Consider the following 21016-nt stretch of genomic DNA (forward strand, 5'->3'; position numbering starts at 1 on the left):
TCAGATGGCCTTTGCCGATGGTATTGATGGATTATTCGCCGTGGGTCTCTTTAATCAGACATACTGAGAAGGCTCCCAGCAGCAAGACCGCGCCTGCAACCAAGAACATGGTTGCCTGATGGCTGCCCAGCATAGGGAAGAGGATAAAGCTCAGCAGGGAGGCGACGATTTGAGGCATACAGATAGAGCCGTTAAACAGACCCAAATAAGTACCCATGTGCTTGCCGGAGAGGGCATTGGTTACAATCGTCAAAGGATAGGTAATGATGCCTGCCCACGCGATGCCGATTAAGGTATAAGACAACACCAACGCGTATTGATTGCTGATGAAGAAAACGGAGAAGAAACCGAGCGCACCCAAAGCCAAGCAACCGAAATAACCGACTTTATGGTATTTATTCGGTACTTTTGCCAGAATAAACGAGCAGATAACGGCAGCAATGGATTGTACCGCCGCCAAAACGCCGTACCAGTTGCCTGCTTCTTGGTAGCCTACGGAGGAGGCATCGGTTGTCTGCCAAACGTTTTCTGCAATCGCGCCTGCCGAGTAAGTCCACATATATTGGAAGGCAAACCAGCAGAAGAATTGTACCAAAGTAACCGTCCAAAACGCTTTCGGCGCAGTTTTCAAAAGTTCGAACCAGTTGGCTTTTTCCTGATTCGCGGCGACATCGATGCCGTGGTAGCGGGCGTAGGTTTCCGGATCATATTCTTTGACTTTGAAGATGGTGAACGCACTGGTAATAATCAGTAAGGCTGCGCCCACATAGAATGCTACGACCACGGTCTGCGGCACGACGCCTTTTTCGGCCGTGTTCGCCAAACCGATATACGCAAACACAAACGGCAGAATCGCCGCCACAACCGCGCCCGTATTCGCCAAGAAACTTTGAATGCCGTAGGCGTAGCTTTTCTGCTCCTCGTTGACCATGTCGCCGACCATCATTTTAAACGGCTGCATTGCCATATTGGAGGATACGTCCAACAGCGCAATCATCAGCGCGCCAAACGACAAAGCCGCCAAAGAAGCGTAGCCAAAACCGAAGCTGCCCGAGTTCGGCATCAGAATCATGACGATAACCGCAATCAGCGTACCGTAAAGCAGATAGGGTAGACGACGGCCGCCCAAGCGCGGCATCCAGGTACGGTCTGAGTAGTAGCCCACAATCGGCTGAACCAGCATACCGGCTAATGGGGGTAGAATGAAAAACCAACCCAAATTGTGCGGGTCAGCGCCTAAAGTTTGAAAAATTCGGCTCATTTGCGAGCTTTGCAGGGTAAAGGCCGTCTGAACGCCGAGATAGCCGAAGCTCAGCATCCAAATCGTACTTTTTGCCAGTGATGGCAAACCTTGTTTTGCTGTTTTTTGCGTATTTTCCGACATGAGGTAAATCCTTTTTTTGAAAAGTATTTTTATTGAGAAATCTGAAAGGTTCCTTGGTGTGGTGTTCTCTGTTGTTATTATTTTGTGTACGTACTTTCAAGGATATAGGTGCATTTTATGAAGCGCGCCGGATATTGGCAATGCCAGTTCAAGGATAAACTGGCTTAAATCAAATTTTTTGCGGTTTGGCATTGATACCGTCGGGCAATGAGGGTATCGGTTCGGCTCGGTGTATATTTTGATGCTTATTTCTATTTTCAGACGGCATTTGAACAAGCAAGTATTGGGGCAATAGGTTAAAATGGGCCGTCTGAAATTTGTTTGACGGAAACGAGAAAACTATGTCCCAACAATACGTCTATTCTATGCTGCGCGTGAGCAAGGTTGTGCCGCCGCAAAAAACCATTATTAAAGACATTTCCCTTTCATTTTTCCCCGGCGCGAAAATCGGTCTGCTCGGTTTGAACGGTGCGGGTAAATCTACTGTACTGCGGATTATGGCTGGCGTGGATAAAGAATTTGAGGGCGAAGCCGTGCCGATGGGCGGCATTAAAATCGGCTACCTGCCGCAAGAGCCTGAGCTTGATCCTGAGAAAACCGTGCGCGAGGAAGTGGAAAGCGGTTTGGGCGAAGTAGCTGCTGCACAAAAACGTTTGGAAGAAGTGTATGCCGAGTATGCCAATCCTGATGCGGATTTTGACGCATTGGCGGAAGAACAAGGTCGCTTGGAAGCGATTATTGCGGCTGGTTCATCTACCGGCGGCGGTGCGGAACACGAATTGGAAATCGCTGCCGACGCGTTGCGCCTGCCTGATTGGGATGCAAAAATCGGCAATCTGTCCGGCGGTGAAAAACGCCGCGTCGCTTTGTGCAAACTCTTGTTGAGCAAGCCCGATATGCTGCTGCTGGACGAGCCGACCAACCACTTGGATGCGGAATCGGTGGAATGGCTGGAGCAATTCTTGGTGCGTTTCCCCGGCACAGTCGTTGCGGTAACGCATGACCGCTACTTCCTCGACAACGCCGCCGAATGGATTTTGGAACTCGACCGTGGCCACGGTATTCCGTGGAAAGGCAATTACTCGTCTTGGCTGGAGCAGAAAGAAAAACGCTTGGAAAACGAGGCGAAATCCGAAGCCGCGCGCGTGAAGGCGATGAAGCAGGAATTGGAATGGGTGCGCCAGAATGCCAAAGGCCGCCAAGCCAAGTCCAAGGCGCGTTTGGCGCGTTTCGAGGAAATGAGCAACTACGAATACCAAAAACGCAATGAAACGCAGGAAATCTTCATTCCCGTTGCCGAGCGTTTGGGTAACGAAGTGATTGAATTTGTGAATGTTTCCAAATCGTTTGGCGACAAAGTGCTGATTGACGATTTGAGCTTCAAAGTGCCTGCGGGCGCGATTGTCGGCATCATCGGCCCGAACGGCGCGGGTAAATCGACGCTGTTCAAAATGATTGCGGGCAAAGAGCAGCCCGATTCCGGCGAAGTGAAAATCGGCCAAACCGTGAAAATGAGCCTGATTGACCAAAGCCGCGCAGGTTTACAAAACGACAAAACCGTGTTCGACAATATTGCCGAAGGCCGCGACATTTTGCAGGTTGGCCAGTTTGAAATTCCAGCCCGCCAATATTTGGGACGCTTCAACTTCAAAGGCAGCGACCAAAGCAAAATTGCAGGTCAATTGTCGGGCGGCGAACGCGGCCGTCTGCACTTGGCAAAAACCTTGTTGAGCGGCGGTAATGTGTTGCTGCTGGACGAACCGTCTAACGACCTCGACGTGGAAACCCTGCGCGCGCTGGAAGATGCATTGCTGGAATTTGCCGGCAGCGTGATGGTGATTTCGCACGACCGCTGGTTCCTCGACCGTATCGCTACGCATATTTTGGCTTGTGAAGGCGACTCTAAATGGGTGTTCTTTGACGGCAACTATCAAGAATACGAAGCCGACAAGAAACGCCGTTTGGGTGAAGAAGGCGCGAAACCGAAACGTATCCGTTATAAACCGGTAACACGTTAAGCAGGTTTGAACCAAAAGGCCGTCTGAAACTTTTAATGTTTCAGACGGCCTTTTATTTTTGATGTTTATGATTGTTTTCTTAATTGCGGATGGTTTTCCAATGTATCAATGATGATTTCAATCATGCGGGGGGCGGTTTGCGCCAAATCGAAGCCTTGACCTGAAAAAAGCCAGCGCCAAATCAAGCCGTCTAATGAAGACTTGATGAAGATGACTGCCATATCGATATCCAAATTATCCGCCAACGCTTTTTGTTGTACTGCATCAGTCAGGACGGCAACGATTTTTTCACGCCATAATGATTGGTGTTTTTTAGCGATGGCAATGACCGTCTCGTTTTGCTCGGTGTGTTCGCATTTTAAAAACAAAATGCTGTGGAATTTATAGTGAAGCTCGTTGTGTTGCAGGCGCTCGAAAAAACGGGTCAGGGTCAGTCGGAAGCTTGACCAAGCCTGTTCGTTATTGTTGTTCGAGTCTTCTTTTATGCAGCTTTCGATGTCGTCGCAAATCCGTTGGAACAAGGCGTCAAACAAATCTTCTTTGTTTTTGAAATGCCAATACAGCGCGCCGCGCGTTACGCCTGCGGCTTGGGCGATTTCGTTAAGCGAGGTGCGGGCAATGCCTTTCTGATAAAACGTATCCAATGCGGCAAGCATGAGATATTCTTTGGTTTTTAAGGCTTCGGTTTTGGTTCTTCTCATAGTTGTTTTGTGGGAAATGTAAATTTATGGTTCGGATTATAAAAAATTACTTCTGAACATGCAAGAATGTATGTATAATTCAATTCAATACTTGATAGTGTTTCTCAACACTATATAATCAGCCTGTTTTTCATAAAAGCAGGCAATTTCTGTTTGTGAAATATGAGATTAAAGTAATCAATTTTTAATTAGTCAAACCCTTATTTATCATAGAGATAGGAAAATTATGGCTCTTTATGCTTCTAAAATGATGCGTGTCGCGGCAATTGCAGCAGCTACTGCGTTGGCGCTTTCCGCTTGCGGCAAAGGCGATGAAAAAGCAGCCGGCCAACAGGCGCAAGGCAGTCAGCAACAGCAAAAACAACCTGCGCCTGAAGTCCGTGTGGTTACCGTGCATCCGGAAACCGTTGCATTGACAACTGAGTTGCCGGGCCGTCTGGAATCATTGCGTACTGCCGAAGTTCGCGCCCAAGTCGGCGGTATTTTGCAAAAACGCCTGTTCCAAGAGGGCAGCTATGTGCAAGCCGGTCAGCCTTTATATCAAATCGACAGCTCATCTTATGAAGCAAACTTAGAAAGCGCACGCGCCCAGTTGGCAAGCGCGCAAGCTACTTTGGCTAAAGCGAATGCCGACCTGGCCCGCTATAAACCGCTGGTTGCCGCCGATGCCATCAGCCAACAAGAATATGATGCGGCCGTAACGGCCAAGCGTTCAGCAGAGGCAGGCGTCAAATCCGCTCAAGCAGCCATCAAATCTGCCGGTATCAGCCTGAACCGTTCCCGCATTACTGCGCCGATTTCCGGCTTTATCGGTCAATCTAAAGTTTCTGAAGGTACGCTGCTGAATTCCGGTGATACTACTGTTTTGGCCACTATCCAACAAACCAATCCGATGTATGTCAACGTTACTCAGTCTGCGAGTGAGGTCATGAAACTGCGTCAACAGGTTGCCGAAGGCAAATTGTTGGCGGCAAACGGCGCGATTGCGGTAGATATCAAATTTGACGACGGTACGGTTTACCCTGAAAAAGGCCGTCTGCTGTTTGCAGATCCGACTGTTAACGAAACGACCGGTCAAATTACCTTGCGCGCTGCCATTCCTAATGACAGAAATATCTTGATGCCGGGCTTGTATGTGCGCGTATTGATGGAACAAGTGGCAGTGGATAATGCATTTGTAGTGCCGCAACAAGCAGTTACCCGCGGTTCGCAAGATACGGTGATGGTGGTGAATGACAAGAGCGAAATGGAAGCGCGTGTCGTGACCGTAGCCCAACAGCAAGGTAGCAATTGGGTGATTACAGACGGCCTTAAAGACGGCGACAAAGTGATTGTTGAAGGCATCAGTATTGCCGCTATGTCGGGTGCTAAACAGGTAACGCCGAAAGAATGGACGCCGCCCGCAAACGCTGCGGCAGCAACACCGGCAGTTTCAGACGGCCAGGCGGCATCCGAGGCCAAGCCTGAAGCTAAAGCTGCATCTGAAGCCAAATAAGGAACGCATGAATGTCTAAGTTTTTTATTGACCGCCCCATTTTTGCATGGGTTATTGCGATTTTTATCATCGCAGCGGGTATTTTCGGCATTCAAAAACTGCCGATTTCCCAATATCCGTCCGTTGCTGCACCGACCATTACTTTGCGCGCTACTTATCCGGGCGCTTCTGCTCAGGTAATGGAAGACAGCGTACTGGCCGTTATCGAACGTAATATGTACGGTGTGGAAGGTTTGGACTATATGACGACTTCTGCTAATTCCAGCGGCAGCGGCAGCGTCAGTCTGACGTTTACACCGGAAACCAATGAAGATTTGGCGCAGGTAGACGTGCAGAACAAATTGTCGGAAGTGTTGTCCACATTGCCCTCTACCGTACAGCAATATGGTGTAACCGTATCTAAAGCGCGTTCCAACTTCTTGCAAGTGGTCATGCTTTCTTCTGAAAAGCAATCCATTGAGGAAATGAACGATTACGCCCAGCGCAATATCATTCCTGAACTGCAGCGTATCGACGGGGTAGGGCAGGTACAATTGTTTGGTGCGCAACGCGCCATGCGTATTTGGGTTGACCCGAAAAAACTGCAAAACTACAACTTGTCTTTTGCAACGGTAACCAACGCACTGGCTACTCAAAATATCCAAATTTCTGCAGGCTCTATCGGCTCTTTGCCGGCGGCTGCAGGTCAGACTATTTCAGCAACTGTGACGGCGCAAGGTCAGCTGAGCACTGCTGAAGAGTTTGGCAACATCATTTTGGTATCCAATACCGATGGTTCTAATGTCTATCTGAAAGACGTTGCCAAAGTCAGCTTGGGTATGCAGGACTATTCTACTTCCACTCGTTTGAACGGCGTGAATACCACCGGTATGGCAGTGATGCTGTCTAACAGCGGTAACGCTTTGGCAACGGCGACTGCCGTAAAAGAAAAAATGGCGGTTTTGCAGAAGTATTTTCCAGACGGCATGAGCTGGAAAGTTCCTTACGATACTTCCAAATTTGTGGAAATTTCGATTGAGAAAGTGATCCATACGCTTTTGGAAGCCATTGTTTTGGTATTCTTGGTGATGTATCTCTTCCTGCAAAACATCCGCTATACGCTGATTCCGACTATTGTTGTACCGATTTCCCTGTTGGGCGGTTTTGCCTTTATCTCATACATGGGTATGTCGATTAACGTATTGACCATGTTTGCGATGGTGTTGGTGATCGGTATTGTGGTCGATGACGCAATTGTGGTCGTTGAAAACGTTGAGCGTATTATGGCGAGCGAAGGTTTGTCGCCTAAGGCTGCCACCAAAAAAGCGATGGGTCAGATTTCCGGTGCGGTTATCGGTATTACTGCCGTGTTGATGTCCGTATTTGTTCCGCTGGCAATGTTTAGCGGTGCAACCGGTAACATTTACAAACAGTTTGCCTTGACCATGGCGGCATCGATTGCATTCTCCGCATTCCTTGCCTTGACGCTGACTCCGGCATTGTGTGCCACCATGCTCAAACCGATTCAGAAGGGGCATCACGAAGAGAAAAAAGGTTTCTTCGGTTGGTTTAACAAGAAATTCGACAACTGGACACACGGCTACGAAGGCTGGGTTGCCAAAGTCTTGCGCAAAACTTTACGCATGATGGTTGTCTATATTGGCTTGACTGTTGTGGGCGTATTCTTGTTTATGCGTCTGCCGACTTCCTTCTTGCCGTCTGAAGACCAAGGTAACTTGATGTTGAGCGTGCAGCTGCCTGCCGGCGCAACCAAAGAGCGTACCGATGCAACTTTGGCTCAAATCACCCAACTGGCGAAATCTGTACCTGAGATCGAGAACATTATTACCGTTTCCGGCTTTAGTTTTAGCGGTTCCGGCCAAAACATGGCTTTGGGCTTTGTCATTCTGAAAGACTGGAGCGAACGTACTGCTCCGGGCAGCGATGCGACTTCTATTTCCGGTAAGTTGACTGGTATGATGATGGCTACGCTGAAAGACGGTTTCGGTTTGGCGATTGTGCCTCCTGCCATTATGGAATTGGGTACAGGCTCCGGCTTGACGATTTACCTGCAAGACCGTAACAACAGCGGCCATGCTGCATTGTTGGCCAAACGCAATGAGTTGATTGACAAAATGCGTAAAAGCGGTTTGTTTAACCCAAGTACCGTCCGTGCGAGCGGTTTGGAAGATGCGCCGCAGTTGAAAATCGACATTAACCGTGCCGCAGCAGCCGCACAAGGTATTTCGTTCTCTGATATCCGTACTGCTTTGGCTTCTTCTTTGGGTTCGTCTTATGTAAACGACTTCCCGAATCAAGGCCGTCTGCAACGCGTGATGGTACAAGCTGATGCGAGTGCCCGTATGCAGCCTGCCGATATTCTGAACCTGACTGTACCGAACAAATCCGGCGTTGCCGTACCGCTTTCTACCATTGCTACTGTTTCTTGGGAAACCGGTATGGAACAAAGCGTCCGCTTCAATGGTTATCCGGCAATGGAGCTTTCCGGCTCTCCTGTTAATGGCGTATCTTCCGGTCAAGCCATGGCTGCGGTGCAGCAAATGGTTGATGAAATGGGCGGCGGTTACAGTCTGGAATGGGGCGGTCAGTCTCGTGAAGAGGCTAAAGGCAGCTCGCAAACTGTCGTGTTGTACGCATTGGCTGCTGCCGCTGTATTCTTAGTATTGGCTGCTTTGTACGAAAGCTGGTCTATCCCGTTGGCGGTTATCCTTGTGATTCCGTTGGGCTTGATTGGCGCGGCATTGGGTGTAACCGGCCGTAACATGTTTGAAGCATTGCTGGGCAGTATTCCGGCATACGCCAACGATATCTACTTCCAAGTCGGTTTCGTTACAGTGATGGGTTTGAGTGCGAAAAACGCGATTTTGATTATCGAGTTTGCCAAAGACCTGCAAGCGCAAGGCAAGAGCGCGCTTGAAGCTGCGCTTGCCGCCGCACACCTGCGTTTCCGTCCGATTATCATGACTTCGTTCGCCTTCATCTTGGGCGTGGTACCGCTCTATGTTGCCAGTGGTGCCAGCTCCGCCAGCCAACGTGCGATTGGTACGACCGTGTTCTGGGGTATGTTGATCGGTACGATTCTGTCTGTGTTCCTTGTGCCTTTGTTCTATGTGGTTGTGCGCAAATTCTTTAAAGAAACCGCACACGAGCATGAGATGGCCGCCAAACACGCCGCTGAAGCCGGCATGATTGAAGATGGTAAACACGATTCAGACAAGCACTAAAGCAAAGGCCGTCTGAAAATTTTCAGACGGCCTCAAAATGCTAAAGGATTCTAAAATGAAGAAGATTACATTCAAACCTGTACTGACCGCCGTTGCCGCAGCTGTGGCTTTGTCGGCCTGTACCATGATGCCGAAATATGAGCAGCCTCAAGTTGCCGTTGCCGATACGTTTAAATACGACACTGTTGACGACGGTATCCGTGCCGCTGAATTGGGTTGGCAAGATTACTTTGCCGATCCGCGCCTTCACCGCCTGATCGACATCGCATTGGAACGCAATACCGATTTGCGTACAGCCGCACTGAATGCGGAAATCTACCGCAAGCAATATATGATTGAGCGTAATAACTTGTTGCCAACCGTCAATGCCAGCGGTACAGGTTCGCGTCAAGGCAGTTTGAGCGGCGGCAGCGTCAGCAGCCAATACAGCGTGGGTTTGGGCGCAGCCTCTTATGAACTTGATCTTTTCGGTCGTGTCCGCAGCACCAGCGAAGCCGCGTTGCAAGGTTATTTCAATGTGGCCGCCAACCGCGATGCCGCGCATCTGACCTTGATTTCTACCGTTGCCAAAGCCTACTTTAACGAACGCTACGCCGAAGAAACCATGGCATTGGCACAACGCGTATTGCAAACCCGTGAAGCGACTTACAAGCTCTCGCAATTACGCCATAAGGCCGGTGTGATTTCCGCCGTTGATTTGCGCCAACAGGAAGCACTGATTGAATCGGCCAAAGCCGATTACGCATCCGCGGTAAAAAACCGCGAGCAAGCGCGCAATTCTTTGGCCATGCTGATTAATCAACCTTTGCCTGAAGACCTGCCTGCCGGTTTGCCTTTGAGCAAACAGTTCAAATTGACCAAACTGCCTGCCGGTTTGAGTTCGGACGTGTTGCTCAACCGTCCGGATATCCGCGCGGCCGAACACGCGCTCAAACAAGCCAATGCCAATATCGGTGCGGCTCGTGCGGCGTTTTTCCCACGCATCAGTCTGACCGGTTCTGTCGGTACAGCTTCCGGCGAGTTGAGCGGCCTGTTTAAGAGCGGCACAGGTATTTGGGCTTTTGCACCGTCAATCACTCTGCCTATCTTTGACTGGGGCACAAACAAAGCCAATCTTGACGTAGCCAAACTGCGCCAACAGGCACAAATCGTTGCTTATGAGGCCGCTGTTCAATCTGCATTCAAAGACGTTTCCAATGCGTTGGTTGCACGCGAGCAGCTGGATAAAAGCTACGCCGCTTTGAGCAAACAAAGCCGTGCCTACAATGACAGCCTGCGCCTCATCAGCCTGCGCTACAAACATGGCGTATCCAGCGCATTGGATTTGCTGGATGCCGAGCGCAGCAGTTACAGCGCGGATACTGCTCTTTTGGCCAATCAACTGACCCGTTTGGAAAACCTTGCCGACTTGTATAAAGCACTTGGCGGCGGTTTGAAACGAGAGACCAAAGCTGCTGAATAAGTATTTGCTAAGATTAAAAGGCCGTCTGAAACATTTAGGTTTCAGACGGCCTTTTTGTTATGCGACAATTCTAAGTTTTTAATTTTTCGCTTAAAGTGGCGACATAGGCTGCGCGTTCGTTACGGCTGGCTTCTGGCTGGTGTGTGTTGAGCGAAGACCATTTGCGGTTGCTGCGCGCTTTGTTGAGCTCGCTTGGCAATTTGGCCGCATTCCAGGGCGCTTTGCGTTCTTTTAGCTCGATGTGTGATTGAGCTGCATGGCCGCGCGTTTGTAAGACGTGCAACAAATCCAGTGCGCGTGCGGCGAGCAGGGTAAGGGTTTCCGGATCGGTATGCAGGGTTTGTCGGCCGTTGATTTTGTCGGTGATGTCTTGGGCATTGGGCAAAATACCGCCCAATAGTCCGCCGATGGCTGTGCCCAAACCAAGCGAGCCGCCAAGCGTGGCAATATCCAAGCCTAAGCCGATGAGCGCGCCTGCGGTTGCGCCGGTACCGGTACGGATGCCGTAATGTTTAAGCAATTCGCTGTCAAACGGATCTTGTTTGAAGGCTTTGGGCATCCATGTGCTGTCACTGCCGACTTCGTCATGATAGAAGCGGTAAAGTGTGAACAGGCGTTGTTGCATTTGCCGCTCAAGTTGGCGGATTTCCGATTGCATGACTTCCAAAGTCGGGGCAGGGTCGTCGTTTTCGGCAATTTCTTGGGTAAATGCAGCGGCATCCAGCAGAAAATCGGCAATTTCACGACGCGCTTCCGTATCCAACCGTTGCCACTCGCGACGGCGCATATTGATGAGGCGGTCTAGGATGTCGCGCTTAGGTAACATGGTGGCAAGGTTGTCCCACAATCGGATTTCGCCTTCAAAGTCGAAGGCAACGGTATCGAAACCGGCGTAAACATGCAGGTTTCTGCGGGCGAGCATATTGGTCCAAGCGCTCAGGTCTTGATTTTGGGTGAAGTTGAACACGGGCATGATGGGCTTGGCGCACCAAGACAAAATGGTCAGCTCGTCTTTGTATTTGTCGAGGACGGGTTCCCGCGCATCGATGACGTACATGGCCATATCGCTTTGCATGACTTGGCGCAGCACTTTGGCCTCTTGGTTGAATTCGTGATGCGCTTCATGATTGCTGAGGAATTGCTGGATGCGTTCGATACCGTCATCGCGTGCAGATGTGTGGGTTTCCAGCCAATCCGACACGCCGCCGGCATCTTCAAGGCCGGGTGTATCGTAGAGGTAAACCAAGCTGTCGTCGCCGTCGTTGATAAGGGCTTCTTCGACATGGCGCGTGGTAGAGGGCGCGTTTTTCACTTCACCGAAGGTGCTGTCGCGCAAAAGCGTACGTAAGAGCGAGGTTTTGCCTGTGTTGGTATGGCCGACGACGGCAAGGGAAAGTGGGGTGGTCATGGTCTTTGGGTCGGGTTGATATGGACTATGAATGTGTGAGTATGGAGCCGTTTATCTTTAGTGGCAATATATGTTTCAGACGGCCCTTAATTTTTTATATATGGGCGAAAATAGCAAGAAAAAGAGGGGAATAGCGACTTTGTTGTTTTTTAGCAAAATACTTGAAAATAGATAGGAAAACAGTTGACAGGAGGGTAGAAGGATAGGATAATTCGCGCCGTTGAGTTGCTTGATGCAGCTTGATTTTTCTCCTCTATTTCTCCTTTGTAGACTTGGCGCATATCAAAACGGTATGCGCATTTTTTTATCTGCATTGAAACATGATTACATTTAAGATCTGTAAATCGAATAATTAAGAAACTTTACAAGAAAAATACTTGCGCGGTTGAAGCTCTTGTTGCATAATTCGTTTCGTTAGCTGGTTCGAGTAGTCAGTTAATAGTTTCTCCTCTATTTCTCCTTTGTAGACTTGGCACACATTCTGTCGGATGTGTGCATTTTTTTTGCCTATTTAAAATAAAGGCCGTTTGAATGTTGTAATCTTTCAGACGGCCTTTGTTTATCGAATAGAATTAGATGTCTAATACTACTTCTTCTTTGACTTCTTCCATGACAACATAGCTGCGGCTTTCAGCTGCAGCCGGCAGTTGCAGCAGGATATTGCCGAGCATATCGCGATAGGCGGACATATTGGGCAGGCGGACTTTGATAAGGTAGTCGTATTCGCCAGAGACCAAGTGGCATTCTAGAATTTGCGGAATCTTCAGCACTTCGCGTTTGAAGTCTTCAAAAATATTGCCGGATTTGGAGCGCAGTTTTAGCTCGACAAAGACTAAGAGGCTTTGACCTAAAGCATGGGGATTCAGATGGGCGTGATAGCCGGTAATAAGGTTGTCGCGTTCCAAGCGGCGGACGCGTTCGGTTACCGGCGTGGTAGAGAGGCCGACTTTTTCAGCCAATTCGGTCATGGGGATACGTGCGTTTTGTTGTAGGAGCTTGAGAATTTTTAAGTCGGTTTTGTCGAGTTCTTTCATGGTCTTGATGTCTGTCGTTTTCATTTGGATTGAATCATAACCTTAAAACAGGCTGAGAAGAAGCATAAATGCCTAAAGGTGCGCATGAGGTCTAAATTATGAATAGATTATTCTTGTGTATTTCATGGAATCCTGTGTAGTTTTTGACCTATAATATTTACTTCAAAGTAATAGGGCAGGCCGTCTGAAACGGAATGCCGATAAGAGGAATACATTATGCGTCCGCTCAATGCGCAAATCCGTTTGGATAATTTACGTCAAAATTATCGTTTTCTCAAAGAGTTGCATGGCAATAAATTGTTGGCTGTGATTAAGGCCGATGCTTATGGGCATGGCGCGGTCAGATGTGCACACGCGTTGGCAGATATTGCCGACGGCTTTGCGGTGGCAACGGTAGATGAAGGCGTGGAGTTGCGTCAAAACGGCATTAAAAATCCGATTGTTTTGTTGGAAGGCGTGTTTGAGGCTGCGGAGTATGCGGATGTTGACCGTTATGATTTGTGGCCGGCAATCGGCAGCCAATGGCAGCTGGAGGCGTTTGTGCATCATGAGTGGCAACGTCCGACAACCGTATGGCTGAAAATGGACTCAGGTATGCACCGTGCCGGTTTCTTTCCGCATAACTATGCCGCGGCCTATACTGCATTGAAACAATCCGAATCGGTTGAAAACATTGTGAAATTCAGCCATTTTGCCTGCGCGGACGAACCGGAAAACGGCATGACCGAAATGCAGATTGAAGCGTTTGATTTGGCGTGTGAGGGTTTGGAAGGCGAAGAGAGCTTGGCCAATTCCGCCGCGATTTTGAACGTGCCTGAAGCACGCCGCGATTGGGGACGTGCCGGTCTGGCTTTATACGGTATTTCGCCTTTCGGCGGCGTGGATGAGCGTTTGAAACCGGTTATGCGCCTGACTTCCAGCGTTTTCGGCGAGCGTGTGTTGCAGCCGCATTCTCCGATCGGCTATGGCGCAACGTTCTACACCAGCAAATCTACCCGTGTCGGTTTGATTGCCTGCGGCTATGCCGACGGTTATCCGCGTCGCGCTTCCACTAATTCCCCTGTGGCGGTGGATGGCAAACGCAGCCGTATTATCGGCAGGGTATCTATGGATATGATTACGGTTGAGCTGGAAGCCTCGAAAGAGGGCTTGGGTTCGGAAGTCGAGCTTTGGGGCGATGTGATTAATATTAATGAAGTTTCCGAAGTTGCCGGTATGATTCCGTACGAAATCCTTTGCAATATCAAACGTGCGAAGTTTACTTATATCGAGTAAGCAGTAAAAGATAAGGCCGTCTGAAATGTGTTTTCAGACGGCCTTTTTGTTATCTGCAATTAAAACGATTCGTCAGCGCGTAAATAACGCCATTTGCCCGGCGGCAGTCTGCCGAGTTTGACTTTGCCCATGCGGATGCGTTTCAAACCGACGACGCGCAGTCCGACCAGTTCGCACATACGGCGGATTTGGCGTTTTTTGCCTTGTCGCAAAATAAAGCGCAACTGGTCTTCATTTTGCCATTCGACTTTGGCGGGGCGCAATTTTTCTCCGTCCAAACTCAAGCCGTGGTTGAGCAGGGCGAGGCCTTTGTCATCCAGTTTGCCGCGGACGCGGACGAGGTATTCTTTTTCGCTACTGCTGTTTTCGCCAATCAGCTGTTTGGCAATGCGGCCGTCCTGAGTGAGTACCAACAATCCGATAGAATCAATATCCAGGCGGCCGGCAGGGGCCAAGCCGAATTTGTGCTTTTCGCTGAAAGGGATACGGCTGTCGTCGCCTTCCCAGTGGTTGTCGGCGGTAATGAGTTCGGCGGCGGATTTATAGCCTTTTTCTGCCTGCGCGCTGACGTAGCCGACGGGTTTGTTCAGAAGGATGGTTACGCGCGCTGCTTGTTTTTCATGGGCTTGTTTGTTGAGGTCGATGCGGTCGCGCTCGGTGACTTTTTGACCGAGTACGGCGGTTTGGCCGTTGACTTTGACCCAGCCTTGCTCGATGTAGCTATCTGCCTCGCGGCGCGAGCATAAGCCCAATTGCGCCATACGTTTGGAGAGGCGCATGGTTTCAGAATCGTTGTTTTGCATGGTATGGCAATATAGAGAAATGGGAATGTCGGATTATAGCATTGACCGTTTGTTAGGCCGTCTGAAAACTGAAGATTTGGGTTTTCAGACGGCCTTTCGTTTGCTATATGTTAAGGAATATTTAGTTTTGAAGTAAAAAATGAAGGGTATATTGTCTGTTTGTGTTAACCTTACGGACGAACTAATCATTTTGTTTTCAGTCGAATTGGGGTTGAAATGACATTTCACTCATGAAATCATGAAGACTATAATGACTGGTCTTTCTAAAGCGCATGAAAGCAGTTTGTCGCTAAAACAAGCTTTCGTGTATCACGTTTTAAGGATAAATCAATGAAATCGCTCAAATCATTTTTGATTTGGGGCATTGTGGTTTTGGTAGGCTTGGCCTCCTTTACCACTTTGGCCCTCAGTCGCGGCGAGCGTGTCAGTGCGATTTGGATGGTTACGGCCGCCATTTCGGTATACTGCATTGCCTACCGTTTCTACAGTCTTTACATTGCCAACCGTGTGATGCAGCTTGATCCTAACCGTCTGACTCCGGCAGAACGCCACAATGACGGCTTGGACTATGTGCCCACACATAAAGGCGTACTGTTCGGCCACCACTTTGCCGCGATTGCCGGTGCAGGTCCTTTGGTCGGTCCTGTATTGGCAGCGCAAATGGGTTATCTGCCTGGTACCTTGTGGATTATCTTCGGCGTGGTGTTTGCCGGTGCCGTACAGGATATGATGGTCTTGTTCGTCTCCATGCGCCGTGATGGTAAGTCTTTGGGCGATATCGTGAAACAAGAACTCGGTACCGTTCCCGGCGTGATTGCGTCTATCGGTATTTTGATGATTATGGTCATCATTATGGCGGTGTTGGCGCTGATTGTGGTGAAAGCATTGGTTCACAGCCCTTGGGGTACGTTCACCATCGCAGCAACCATGCCGATTGCCCTGTTTATGGGTATCTACACCCGTTATATCCGTCCGGGCAAAATTGGCGAAATTTCCATCGTCGGCTTTATTTTGCTGATGTTGGCCGTGATTTACGGTGAAGATGTTGCCCACAGCTCCTTCGGTCATTGGTTCGACCTTGACGGCATTCAGCTGACTTGGGCGATTATGATTTACGGTTTCGTGGCTTCCGTATTGCCGGTTTGGCTCTTGCTTACTCCGCGCGACTATCTGTCTACCTTCCTGAAAATCGGTACGATTGCAGCTTTGGCTTTGGGTATCGTTATTGTTAACCCAACCCTGCAAATGCCTGCAGTTACCCACTTTATTGACGGTTCAGGCCCGGTATTCTCTGGTGCATTGTTCCCATTCTTGTTCATTACCATCGCTTGTGGTGCGGTTTCAGGCTTCCATGCGCTGATTTCTTCAGGTACTACGCCAAAAATGGTGGAAAACGAAACCCACGTCCGCATGATCGGTTACGGCGGCATGATTATGGAAAGCTTTGTGGCCATTATGGCGCTGGCTGCCGCCGCTTCGCTTGAGCCAGGCGTGTACTTCGCGATGAACAGTCCGGCTGCGCTGATTGGTACAGATGCCAACACAGCTGCCGAAGTCATCACCACTAAACTGAATTTCTCTGTTGATGCCGCAACTCTGTTGCATACTGCTAAAGAAGTGGGCGAAAACACCATTCTGTCCCGTGCAGGCGGTGCGCCAACCCTTGCAGTCGGTATGGCACACATCATGAGCCGTCTGATTCCGGGTGAAGCCATGATGGCGTTCTGGTATCACTTTGCTTTGCTGTTTGAAGCCTTGTTCATCTTGACCGCGGTTGACGCCGGTACACGCGTTGCCCGTTTCATGATTCAAGACTTGGGCAGTATCTTCTACAAACCATTCGGTAACACCGACTCTATCCCTGCCAACTTGGTTGCCACATTCTTGGCTGTGGCGTTGTGGGGTTACTTCCTCTATACCGGTGTAACCGACCCTCTGGGTGGTATCAACTCGCTCTGGCCGTTGTTCGGTATCGCCAACCAAATGCTTGCAGGCGTAGCATTGATTATGTGTACCGTTGTATTGGTGAAAATGAAACGCGACCGCTATGTTTGGGTAACTTTGGTTCCTGCTGTCGGCGTCTTGTTTGTGACCTGCTATGCCGGTTTGCAAAAACTGTTCCACAGCGACCCACGCGTCAGCTTCTTGGCGCATGCAGGCAAATACCGAGATGCCTTGGCTTCAGGCGAAGTCCTTGCTCCAGCTAAAGACATTGGCGAAATGTCACAAATCATCTTCAACGACCAAATCAATGCCGGTCTGACCGCTTTGTTCTTGGCAGTTGTCGTGATTGTCGCCGTGTACGGTTTCCGTACCGCCATGAAAGCCCGCAAAGTCGGCTGGCCAACTGCTAAAGAAATTCCAGCAGTGTACCGCGACGGTAAACAGCCGGAGGCTCAGCATGAAGCATAAGCTCGCATCTTGGTGGAAAACCATCAAGCTGACAGCAAACTTGATGGCCGGTGTCCCAGATTATGAAAACTACGTTGCCCGCCAGCGCAAACATAATCCCAATGCGCCGGTTATGACCAAGCTGCAATTCCAAGATTACTGCCGCAAACGTCGTTGCGGCAGCAACGGCGGACGCTGTTGTTAATTAAGGCATGAAAAAAGGCCGTCTGAAAATACTTTCAGACGGCCTTTCATTATGGAATATCAATAAAAATCAAAAACTTTGTCTTGTCATCAATATTTAATCGAACAACTTGCCAATATTTACTCTTCTTCGAGCAGTACCAGCGGACGCTGTATTTTTCTGAGCTCTTCCACCTCGTCCAACAGCCGCATAATCAGCCCCAATGCAGGAATGCCGGCCTCAAAATCACGGCTTAAGCGTTGTGCGCGACGGATGCGGGCAAGATGAAAACCACTGAAGGTGCTTTTTTCGGGCGCACCATCTATGCTGATGATGTCTTCTGATATAAGTTCCAACAGCCAATCACGACGGCAGCGGCTGGCGGCAACGATTTCTTCAAAAGTAAGGGTAACATCGGAGGACTGAATCATAATTTATCCTTTCTTTTATGCTTGTTTCGCGGCAAAGTGTTCGGCCAATTTTTCCCATGCGGCACGGTCGGCTTCGCTCTCTACTGGCGGAACATTAATGCGGATATTGAGATAAAGGTCTCCGGCTTCTTTTGCAGGAATACCTTTGCCTTTGAGGCGGATGCTTTTACCGCTTTGGCTGTTGGCAGGCAGATTGACCTGTAAGCGGCCTGAAGCGGTAGGGACGATGATTTTGCCGCCCAATACGGCTTCCCAAGGTTTGACATCTATTGTTTGATATACGTCTTTCCTGTTTTTGACGTATAAATCAGGTTGGTCGTGGAACTTGATTTTTAAGTATAAGTCACCGTTTTCTCCACCGTTATATCCCGGCAAACCTTGACCGGCCAAACGGATTTGTTGGCCTTCTGCAATGCCTTTGGGGATTTTGACGTTGAGGGTTTTATTTTGATAAACCGCACGTCCGTATTCGTCTAGAGTCGGCACATTCAAAGTCATGCTACGTTCTGCGCCAACATACGCTGCGTAAATATCAATACTCAATTCAGCATGTTGATCCTCGCCTTTTATTGGACCGCGGGGTTGCTCGGAACGAGTGTGGGATTGGCGGAATGATGAAAAAAGATCTTCAAAATTGAAGTCTCCCGCTCCGAACGGTTCGCCTTCATGACGTTCATAGTGGAAGCCGCCACCGTTAAATCCATTGCCAAACGGATTGCCGCCTTGACCGAACGGATTGCCTCCGGCGCTGCGTCCGTAAGGATTAGCCAACATTTCATCGTATTCGGCCCGCTTTTCTTTATCGGAAAGCGTTTCGTAGGCACGGTTGATTTCTACTGTACGTTCGGCTGCGTCAGGTTCTTTGCTGACATCGGGGTGGTATTTACGCACCAGTTTTCGGTAGGCTTTTTTGATTTCGGCCTCATCCGCATCTTTGGCAACGCCTAGTATTTCATAATAGTTTTTTTCTGCCATGTTATTCCTTTGACTGCTAATATACAAAATTCTTATAGTTTTAATAATTGAGGGTAGATATTCTAAAATCAAGGGCATTGGAAATAAAATTCTCTATTTCTGACAATGATTAATGGGTAATTTATTTCTTTGTTTTTAGAGAAATAGAAAATATAAAGGCCGTCTGAAATACGGTTTTTCAGACGGCCTTTATCAAATTGGGGTTTTATTTGTCTTGAGCATTTTTTTGTTCGCGAACCACCCATTGGGCAATATCTGAACCCAATACTTTAGAAGTGCGGTTCAAGACGGCGCAAGAGCTTTTATAAGCGCCAAACATGCCACCGGAAGAGTTGCGGGTAAAGGTTTTTTTATTAACTTGTTTGCCGTCAACATACAAAGTGGCTGAAACCGCCATCCCTTTGGCGTGACCGATAAAGGCATTGCCTGCACTCATGGCGGAAGTGATAGCGATATCTGCGTATGTGCCTTGTTTTTTACCGTCACGGACAACCGTTACATCGCTTTTGGTTGCAGTTTCTTGCAAAGATTTGGACATGATGCTGCCCACTTCTAAACACTCGGAAACAATACGGGTATCGATTTCTTCTTTATCGCGGTAAGGAATGCTTTCATCAATATGGACATCTGCGCTGGCAAATGCAGAAGCAAACAAGAATGCGGTTGCAGTAGTTTTAATATGCTTCTATTTCATCGCTAAGCATTTTTAAATATGGGGTTCTATGAAATATCAGTAGATATACTTGTTGAAAGTAAGAGGCTGCAATATTTTTGTTGGAGTTAACCAATAATTGAGCTGCTTTTCAGGCAGTAATTCTTGTAATGAATAGGTCAATTAGATTATATATAACTAAAAATTTTTTAAAATTGTTTATTTGGCTTTGGGTGGTATTTGTAGTTGAATAAATACGTTTATTTAAGTTATATTCCGTTTATCTAAAATGGGTTATAAATTTATGTGAGCATGATACTTTTGGGAGAATTTTAGTAGATATGTGCGGGGTTTAGTCTCTCTAACATCGTTATAGTTTGTCATGGAATATTGTTGATGAGATGATGTTTTAGGTAGTTAGGACTTAAGGGTTACATTAAATTTTCCTAAGTCCATTCTTTTAACTAATATTAGGTGTTTATGTTAAAGATTGCTGTTTTTTTTATGGTGTTGTATGGTGTAACGCTATGTTTTTATCATTATTTTACATTGGATATTAGGAGGAATATGGATAAGTATCGCCGAAGAAATAGCATGGCGGTGTGGAATGAAATGTATTGGGCATATCAAGAGGGAGATAAAAAAGCTAAATTAGCATATATTTTTTATATATTAAGTTTTATTAATGCAACAATCGTATTTGGATTAATTTTAATTATTCGTTTTAAATAGGAGAGAATGAATACGGACAGTGTTCTTAAGTATATCAAGGCCGTCTGAAATAATTTTGTTTCAGACGGCCTTTGGGTTGAGGTATTAATTTGTTCTGGTTAAATAAGGCAGGGGATCGACTGCTTTGCCGTTTAGACGGACTTCAAAATGCAGCTTGACACTGTCTGAATCGCTGCTGCCCATGGTGGCGATAACTTGGCCTGCTTGGACTTTTTGATCTTTTTGTACCAAAAGTGTGTCGTTGTGGGCGTAGGCGGTAATGGTGTAGTCATTGTGGCTGATCAAAATCAGCTTGCCGTAGCCGCGGACTTCTTCGCCAACGTAGATAACTGTACCGGCTGCTGCGGAGCGGATTTGTTGGCCTTGTGTGCCTGCAATATCTATGCCTTTGCTGGTTGTGCCGTTGTAGCGTTGGATAATGGAGGATGAAGCGTTATCGGTCGGCCATTGCAGGTTCAATCGGTTGATTGGGGTAACGGTAGTGGTTTGGCGTTGCTGCGTTGCAGTGCTGCGTGGGGCGACATGACGGCGGACGCGCAATACTTGGCCGACTTCGATTTGTGAGGCATTGGGAAGGTTGTTCCATGCAACCAGTGTATTGACGTTTTGTCCGTAGCGTTTGGCGATTTGGGTCAGGGTATCGCCAGGGCGGATTTTGTAGTAGCCGTCAGGTACGGCTCGGTTGGAAGAGGTATTGTTGCCGGCGCAGGCTGCTAAGACGGCAATGGTGCTGATGAGGGCCAGACGTTTCAAGGCCGTCTGAAAGGTGGAAATAAAATTTGTATTCATGGGTTGTTTCTAAATGTATTGTTATGCTGTGTATGATAGATAAGAAGAGTGAAAAAAG

Annotated in this window: 17 protein-coding genes; 8 read left to right on the forward strand and 9 right to left on the reverse strand. The window is 48.3% G+C overall.

Annotated elements, in window-relative coordinates:
* Positions 1 to 31: 31 nt before the first annotated feature.
* The gene (locus O3661_RS09140; RefSeq protein ID WP_371493165.1) at positions 32 to 1384 is read right to left on the reverse strand and encodes an SLC45 family MFS transporter; all 1353 of its coding nucleotides are present in this window, start codon (positions 1382 to 1384) and stop codon (positions 32 to 34) included.
* Between the two features lie 341 nt (positions 1385 to 1725).
* Between O3661_RS09140 and ettA the strand changes: the two genes are divergently transcribed.
* Positions 1726 to 3402, forward strand: coding sequence for an energy-dependent translational throttle protein EttA (ettA, locus tag O3661_RS09145; RefSeq protein WP_371493166.1), 1677 nt, complete (start codon positions 1726 to 1728; stop codon positions 3400 to 3402).
* Positions 3403 to 3467: 65 nt separating this feature from the next.
* Here ettA and O3661_RS09150 read toward each other — a convergent pair whose 3' ends face one another.
* Positions 3468 to 4103, reverse strand: a complete 636-nt coding sequence (locus tag O3661_RS09150; RefSeq protein WP_371493167.1) for a TetR family transcriptional regulator — start codon at positions 4101 to 4103, stop codon at positions 3468 to 3470.
* Between the two features lie 226 nt (positions 4104 to 4329).
* On the opposite strand from O3661_RS09150, the gene O3661_RS09155 reads away from it, so the two are divergent.
* The 3 genes from O3661_RS09155 to O3661_RS09165 are packed head-to-tail and all read left to right on the forward strand — an operon-like array spanning position 4330 to position 10284.
* Positions 4330 to 5598, forward strand: a complete 1269-nt coding sequence (locus tag O3661_RS09155) for an efflux RND transporter periplasmic adaptor subunit (RefSeq protein ID WP_107849054.1) — start codon at positions 4330 to 4332, stop codon at positions 5596 to 5598.
* 11 nt (positions 5599 to 5609) lie between these two features.
* Positions 5610 to 8822 (forward strand): efflux RND transporter permease subunit, encoded by a 3213-nt coding sequence (locus O3661_RS09160; RefSeq protein ID WP_371493169.1) that lies wholly within the window; start codon positions 5610 to 5612, stop codon positions 8820 to 8822.
* 55 nt (positions 8823 to 8877) lie between these two features.
* The gene (locus tag O3661_RS09165) at positions 8878 to 10284 is read left to right on the forward strand and encodes an efflux transporter outer membrane subunit (RefSeq protein ID WP_371493170.1); all 1407 of its coding nucleotides are present in this window, start codon (positions 8878 to 8880) and stop codon (positions 10282 to 10284) included.
* Between the two features lie 70 nt (positions 10285 to 10354).
* Here O3661_RS09165 and O3661_RS09170 read toward each other — a convergent pair whose 3' ends face one another.
* Positions 10355 to 11692: a GTPase/DUF3482 domain-containing protein gene (locus O3661_RS09170; protein WP_371493172.1), complete on the reverse strand. Its 1338-nt coding sequence runs from the start codon at positions 11690 to 11692 to the stop codon at positions 10355 to 10357.
* A gap of 572 nt (positions 11693 to 12264) precedes the next feature.
* Complete coding sequence (locus tag O3661_RS09175) at positions 12265 to 12726, reverse strand: winged helix-turn-helix transcriptional regulator (protein ID WP_003747450.1); 462 nt, start codon at positions 12724 to 12726, stop codon at positions 12265 to 12267.
* A 216-nt stretch (positions 12727 to 12942) separates the two neighbouring features.
* On the opposite strand from O3661_RS09175, the gene alr reads away from it, so the two are divergent.
* Positions 12943 to 14001, forward strand: coding sequence for an alanine racemase (alr, locus tag O3661_RS09180; protein WP_371493174.1), 1059 nt, complete (start codon positions 12943 to 12945; stop codon positions 13999 to 14001).
* Positions 14002 to 14060: 59 nt separating this feature from the next.
* Here alr and O3661_RS09185 read toward each other — a convergent pair whose 3' ends face one another.
* Positions 14061 to 14804: a pseudouridine synthase gene (locus O3661_RS09185; protein ID WP_371493175.1), complete on the reverse strand. Its 744-nt coding sequence runs from the start codon at positions 14802 to 14804 to the stop codon at positions 14061 to 14063.
* A 330-nt stretch (positions 14805 to 15134) separates the two neighbouring features.
* On the opposite strand from O3661_RS09185, the gene O3661_RS09190 reads away from it, so the two are divergent.
* Positions 15135 to 17216, forward strand: a complete 2082-nt coding sequence (locus tag O3661_RS09190) for a carbon starvation CstA family protein (RefSeq protein WP_371493177.1) — start codon at positions 15135 to 15137, stop codon at positions 17214 to 17216.
* A complete protein-coding gene (locus tag O3661_RS09195) occupies positions 17206 to 17400 on the forward strand; it encodes a YbdD/YjiX family protein (RefSeq protein ID WP_070584009.1) in 195 nt (64 codons plus the stop codon). Before O3661_RS09190 ends, O3661_RS09195 begins: the two co-directional genes overlap by 11 nt.
* Positions 17401 to 17519: 119 nt before the next feature.
* Here the strand turns inward: O3661_RS09195 and O3661_RS09200 are convergent, their stop codons facing one another.
* The 3 genes from O3661_RS09200 to O3661_RS09210 form a co-directional block, all read right to left on the reverse strand.
* Complete coding sequence (locus O3661_RS09200) at positions 17520 to 17810, reverse strand: chaperone modulator CbpM (RefSeq protein WP_222571480.1); 291 nt, start codon at positions 17808 to 17810, stop codon at positions 17520 to 17522.
* A gap of 15 nt (positions 17811 to 17825) precedes the next feature.
* Positions 17826 to 18785, reverse strand: coding sequence for a DnaJ C-terminal domain-containing protein (locus O3661_RS09205; protein ID WP_063068882.1), 960 nt, complete (start codon positions 18783 to 18785; stop codon positions 17826 to 17828).
* Between the two features lie 205 nt (positions 18786 to 18990).
* Positions 18991 to 19440 (reverse strand): hypothetical protein, encoded by a 450-nt coding sequence (locus O3661_RS09210; RefSeq protein ID WP_371493178.1) that lies wholly within the window; start codon positions 19438 to 19440, stop codon positions 18991 to 18993.
* Between the two features lie 564 nt (positions 19441 to 20004).
* On the opposite strand from O3661_RS09210, the gene O3661_RS09215 reads away from it, so the two are divergent.
* Positions 20005 to 20169 (forward strand): hypothetical protein, encoded by a 165-nt coding sequence (locus tag O3661_RS09215; protein ID WP_371493179.1) that lies wholly within the window; start codon positions 20005 to 20007, stop codon positions 20167 to 20169.
* Between the two features lie 84 nt (positions 20170 to 20253).
* Here O3661_RS09215 and O3661_RS09220 read toward each other — a convergent pair whose 3' ends face one another.
* Positions 20254 to 20958 (reverse strand): peptidoglycan DD-metalloendopeptidase family protein, encoded by a 705-nt coding sequence (locus tag O3661_RS09220; RefSeq protein WP_371493180.1) that lies wholly within the window; start codon positions 20956 to 20958, stop codon positions 20254 to 20256.
* Between the last annotated feature and the right edge of the window lie 58 nt (positions 20959 to 21016).

Source organism: Neisseria sp. 20925_1_37 (assembly GCF_041433255.1).
Lineage (GTDB): Bacteria > Pseudomonadota > Gammaproteobacteria > Burkholderiales > Neisseriaceae > Neisseria > Neisseria flavescens_D.

What these genes read in the sequence shown, in the direction of transcription:
- O3661_RS09220 (WP_371493180.1), bottom strand. Translation starts at nt 20,958, where the DNA reads ATGAATACAAATTTTATTTCCACCTTTCAGACGGCCTTGAAACGTCTG.
- O3661_RS09185 (WP_371493175.1), bottom strand. Translation starts at nt 14,804, where the DNA reads ATGCAAAACAACGATTCTGAAACCATGCGCCTCTCCAAACGTATGGCG.
- O3661_RS09155 (WP_107849054.1), top strand. Translation starts at nt 4,330, where the DNA reads ATGGCTCTTTATGCTTCTAAAATGATGCGTGTCGCGGCAATTGCAGCA.
- O3661_RS09140 (WP_371493165.1), bottom strand. Translation starts at nt 1,384, where the DNA reads ATGTCGGAAAATACGCAAAAAACAGCAAAACAAGGTTTGCCATCACTG.
- ettA (WP_371493166.1), top strand. Translation starts at nt 1,726, where the DNA reads ATGTCCCAACAATACGTCTATTCTATGCTGCGCGTGAGCAAGGTTGTG.
- O3661_RS09195 (WP_070584009.1), top strand. Translation starts at nt 17,206, where the DNA reads ATGAAGCATAAGCTCGCATCTTGGTGGAAAACCATCAAGCTGACAGCA.
- O3661_RS09150 (WP_371493167.1), bottom strand. Translation starts at nt 4,103, where the DNA reads ATGAGAAGAACCAAAACCGAAGCCTTAAAAACCAAAGAATATCTCATG.
- O3661_RS09170 (WP_371493172.1), bottom strand. Translation starts at nt 11,692, where the DNA reads ATGACCACCCCACTTTCCCTTGCCGTCGTCGGCCATACCAACACAGGC.
- O3661_RS09200 (WP_222571480.1), bottom strand. Translation starts at nt 17,810, where the DNA reads ATGATTCAGTCCTCCGATGTTACCCTTACTTTTGAAGAAATCGTTGCC.
- O3661_RS09160 (WP_371493169.1), top strand. Translation starts at nt 5,610, where the DNA reads ATGTCTAAGTTTTTTATTGACCGCCCCATTTTTGCATGGGTTATTGCG.
- alr (WP_371493174.1), top strand. Translation starts at nt 12,943, where the DNA reads ATGCGTCCGCTCAATGCGCAAATCCGTTTGGATAATTTACGTCAAAAT.
- O3661_RS09205 (WP_063068882.1), bottom strand. Translation starts at nt 18,785, where the DNA reads ATGGCAGAAAAAAACTATTATGAAATACTAGGCGTTGCCAAAGATGCG.
- O3661_RS09215 (WP_371493179.1), top strand. Translation starts at nt 20,005, where the DNA reads ATGGATAAGTATCGCCGAAGAAATAGCATGGCGGTGTGGAATGAAATG.
- O3661_RS09175 (WP_003747450.1), bottom strand. Translation starts at nt 12,726, where the DNA reads ATGAAAGAACTCGACAAAACCGACTTAAAAATTCTCAAGCTCCTACAA.
- O3661_RS09190 (WP_371493177.1), top strand. Translation starts at nt 15,135, where the DNA reads ATGAAATCGCTCAAATCATTTTTGATTTGGGGCATTGTGGTTTTGGTA.
- O3661_RS09165 (WP_371493170.1), top strand. Translation starts at nt 8,878, where the DNA reads ATGAAGAAGATTACATTCAAACCTGTACTGACCGCCGTTGCCGCAGCT.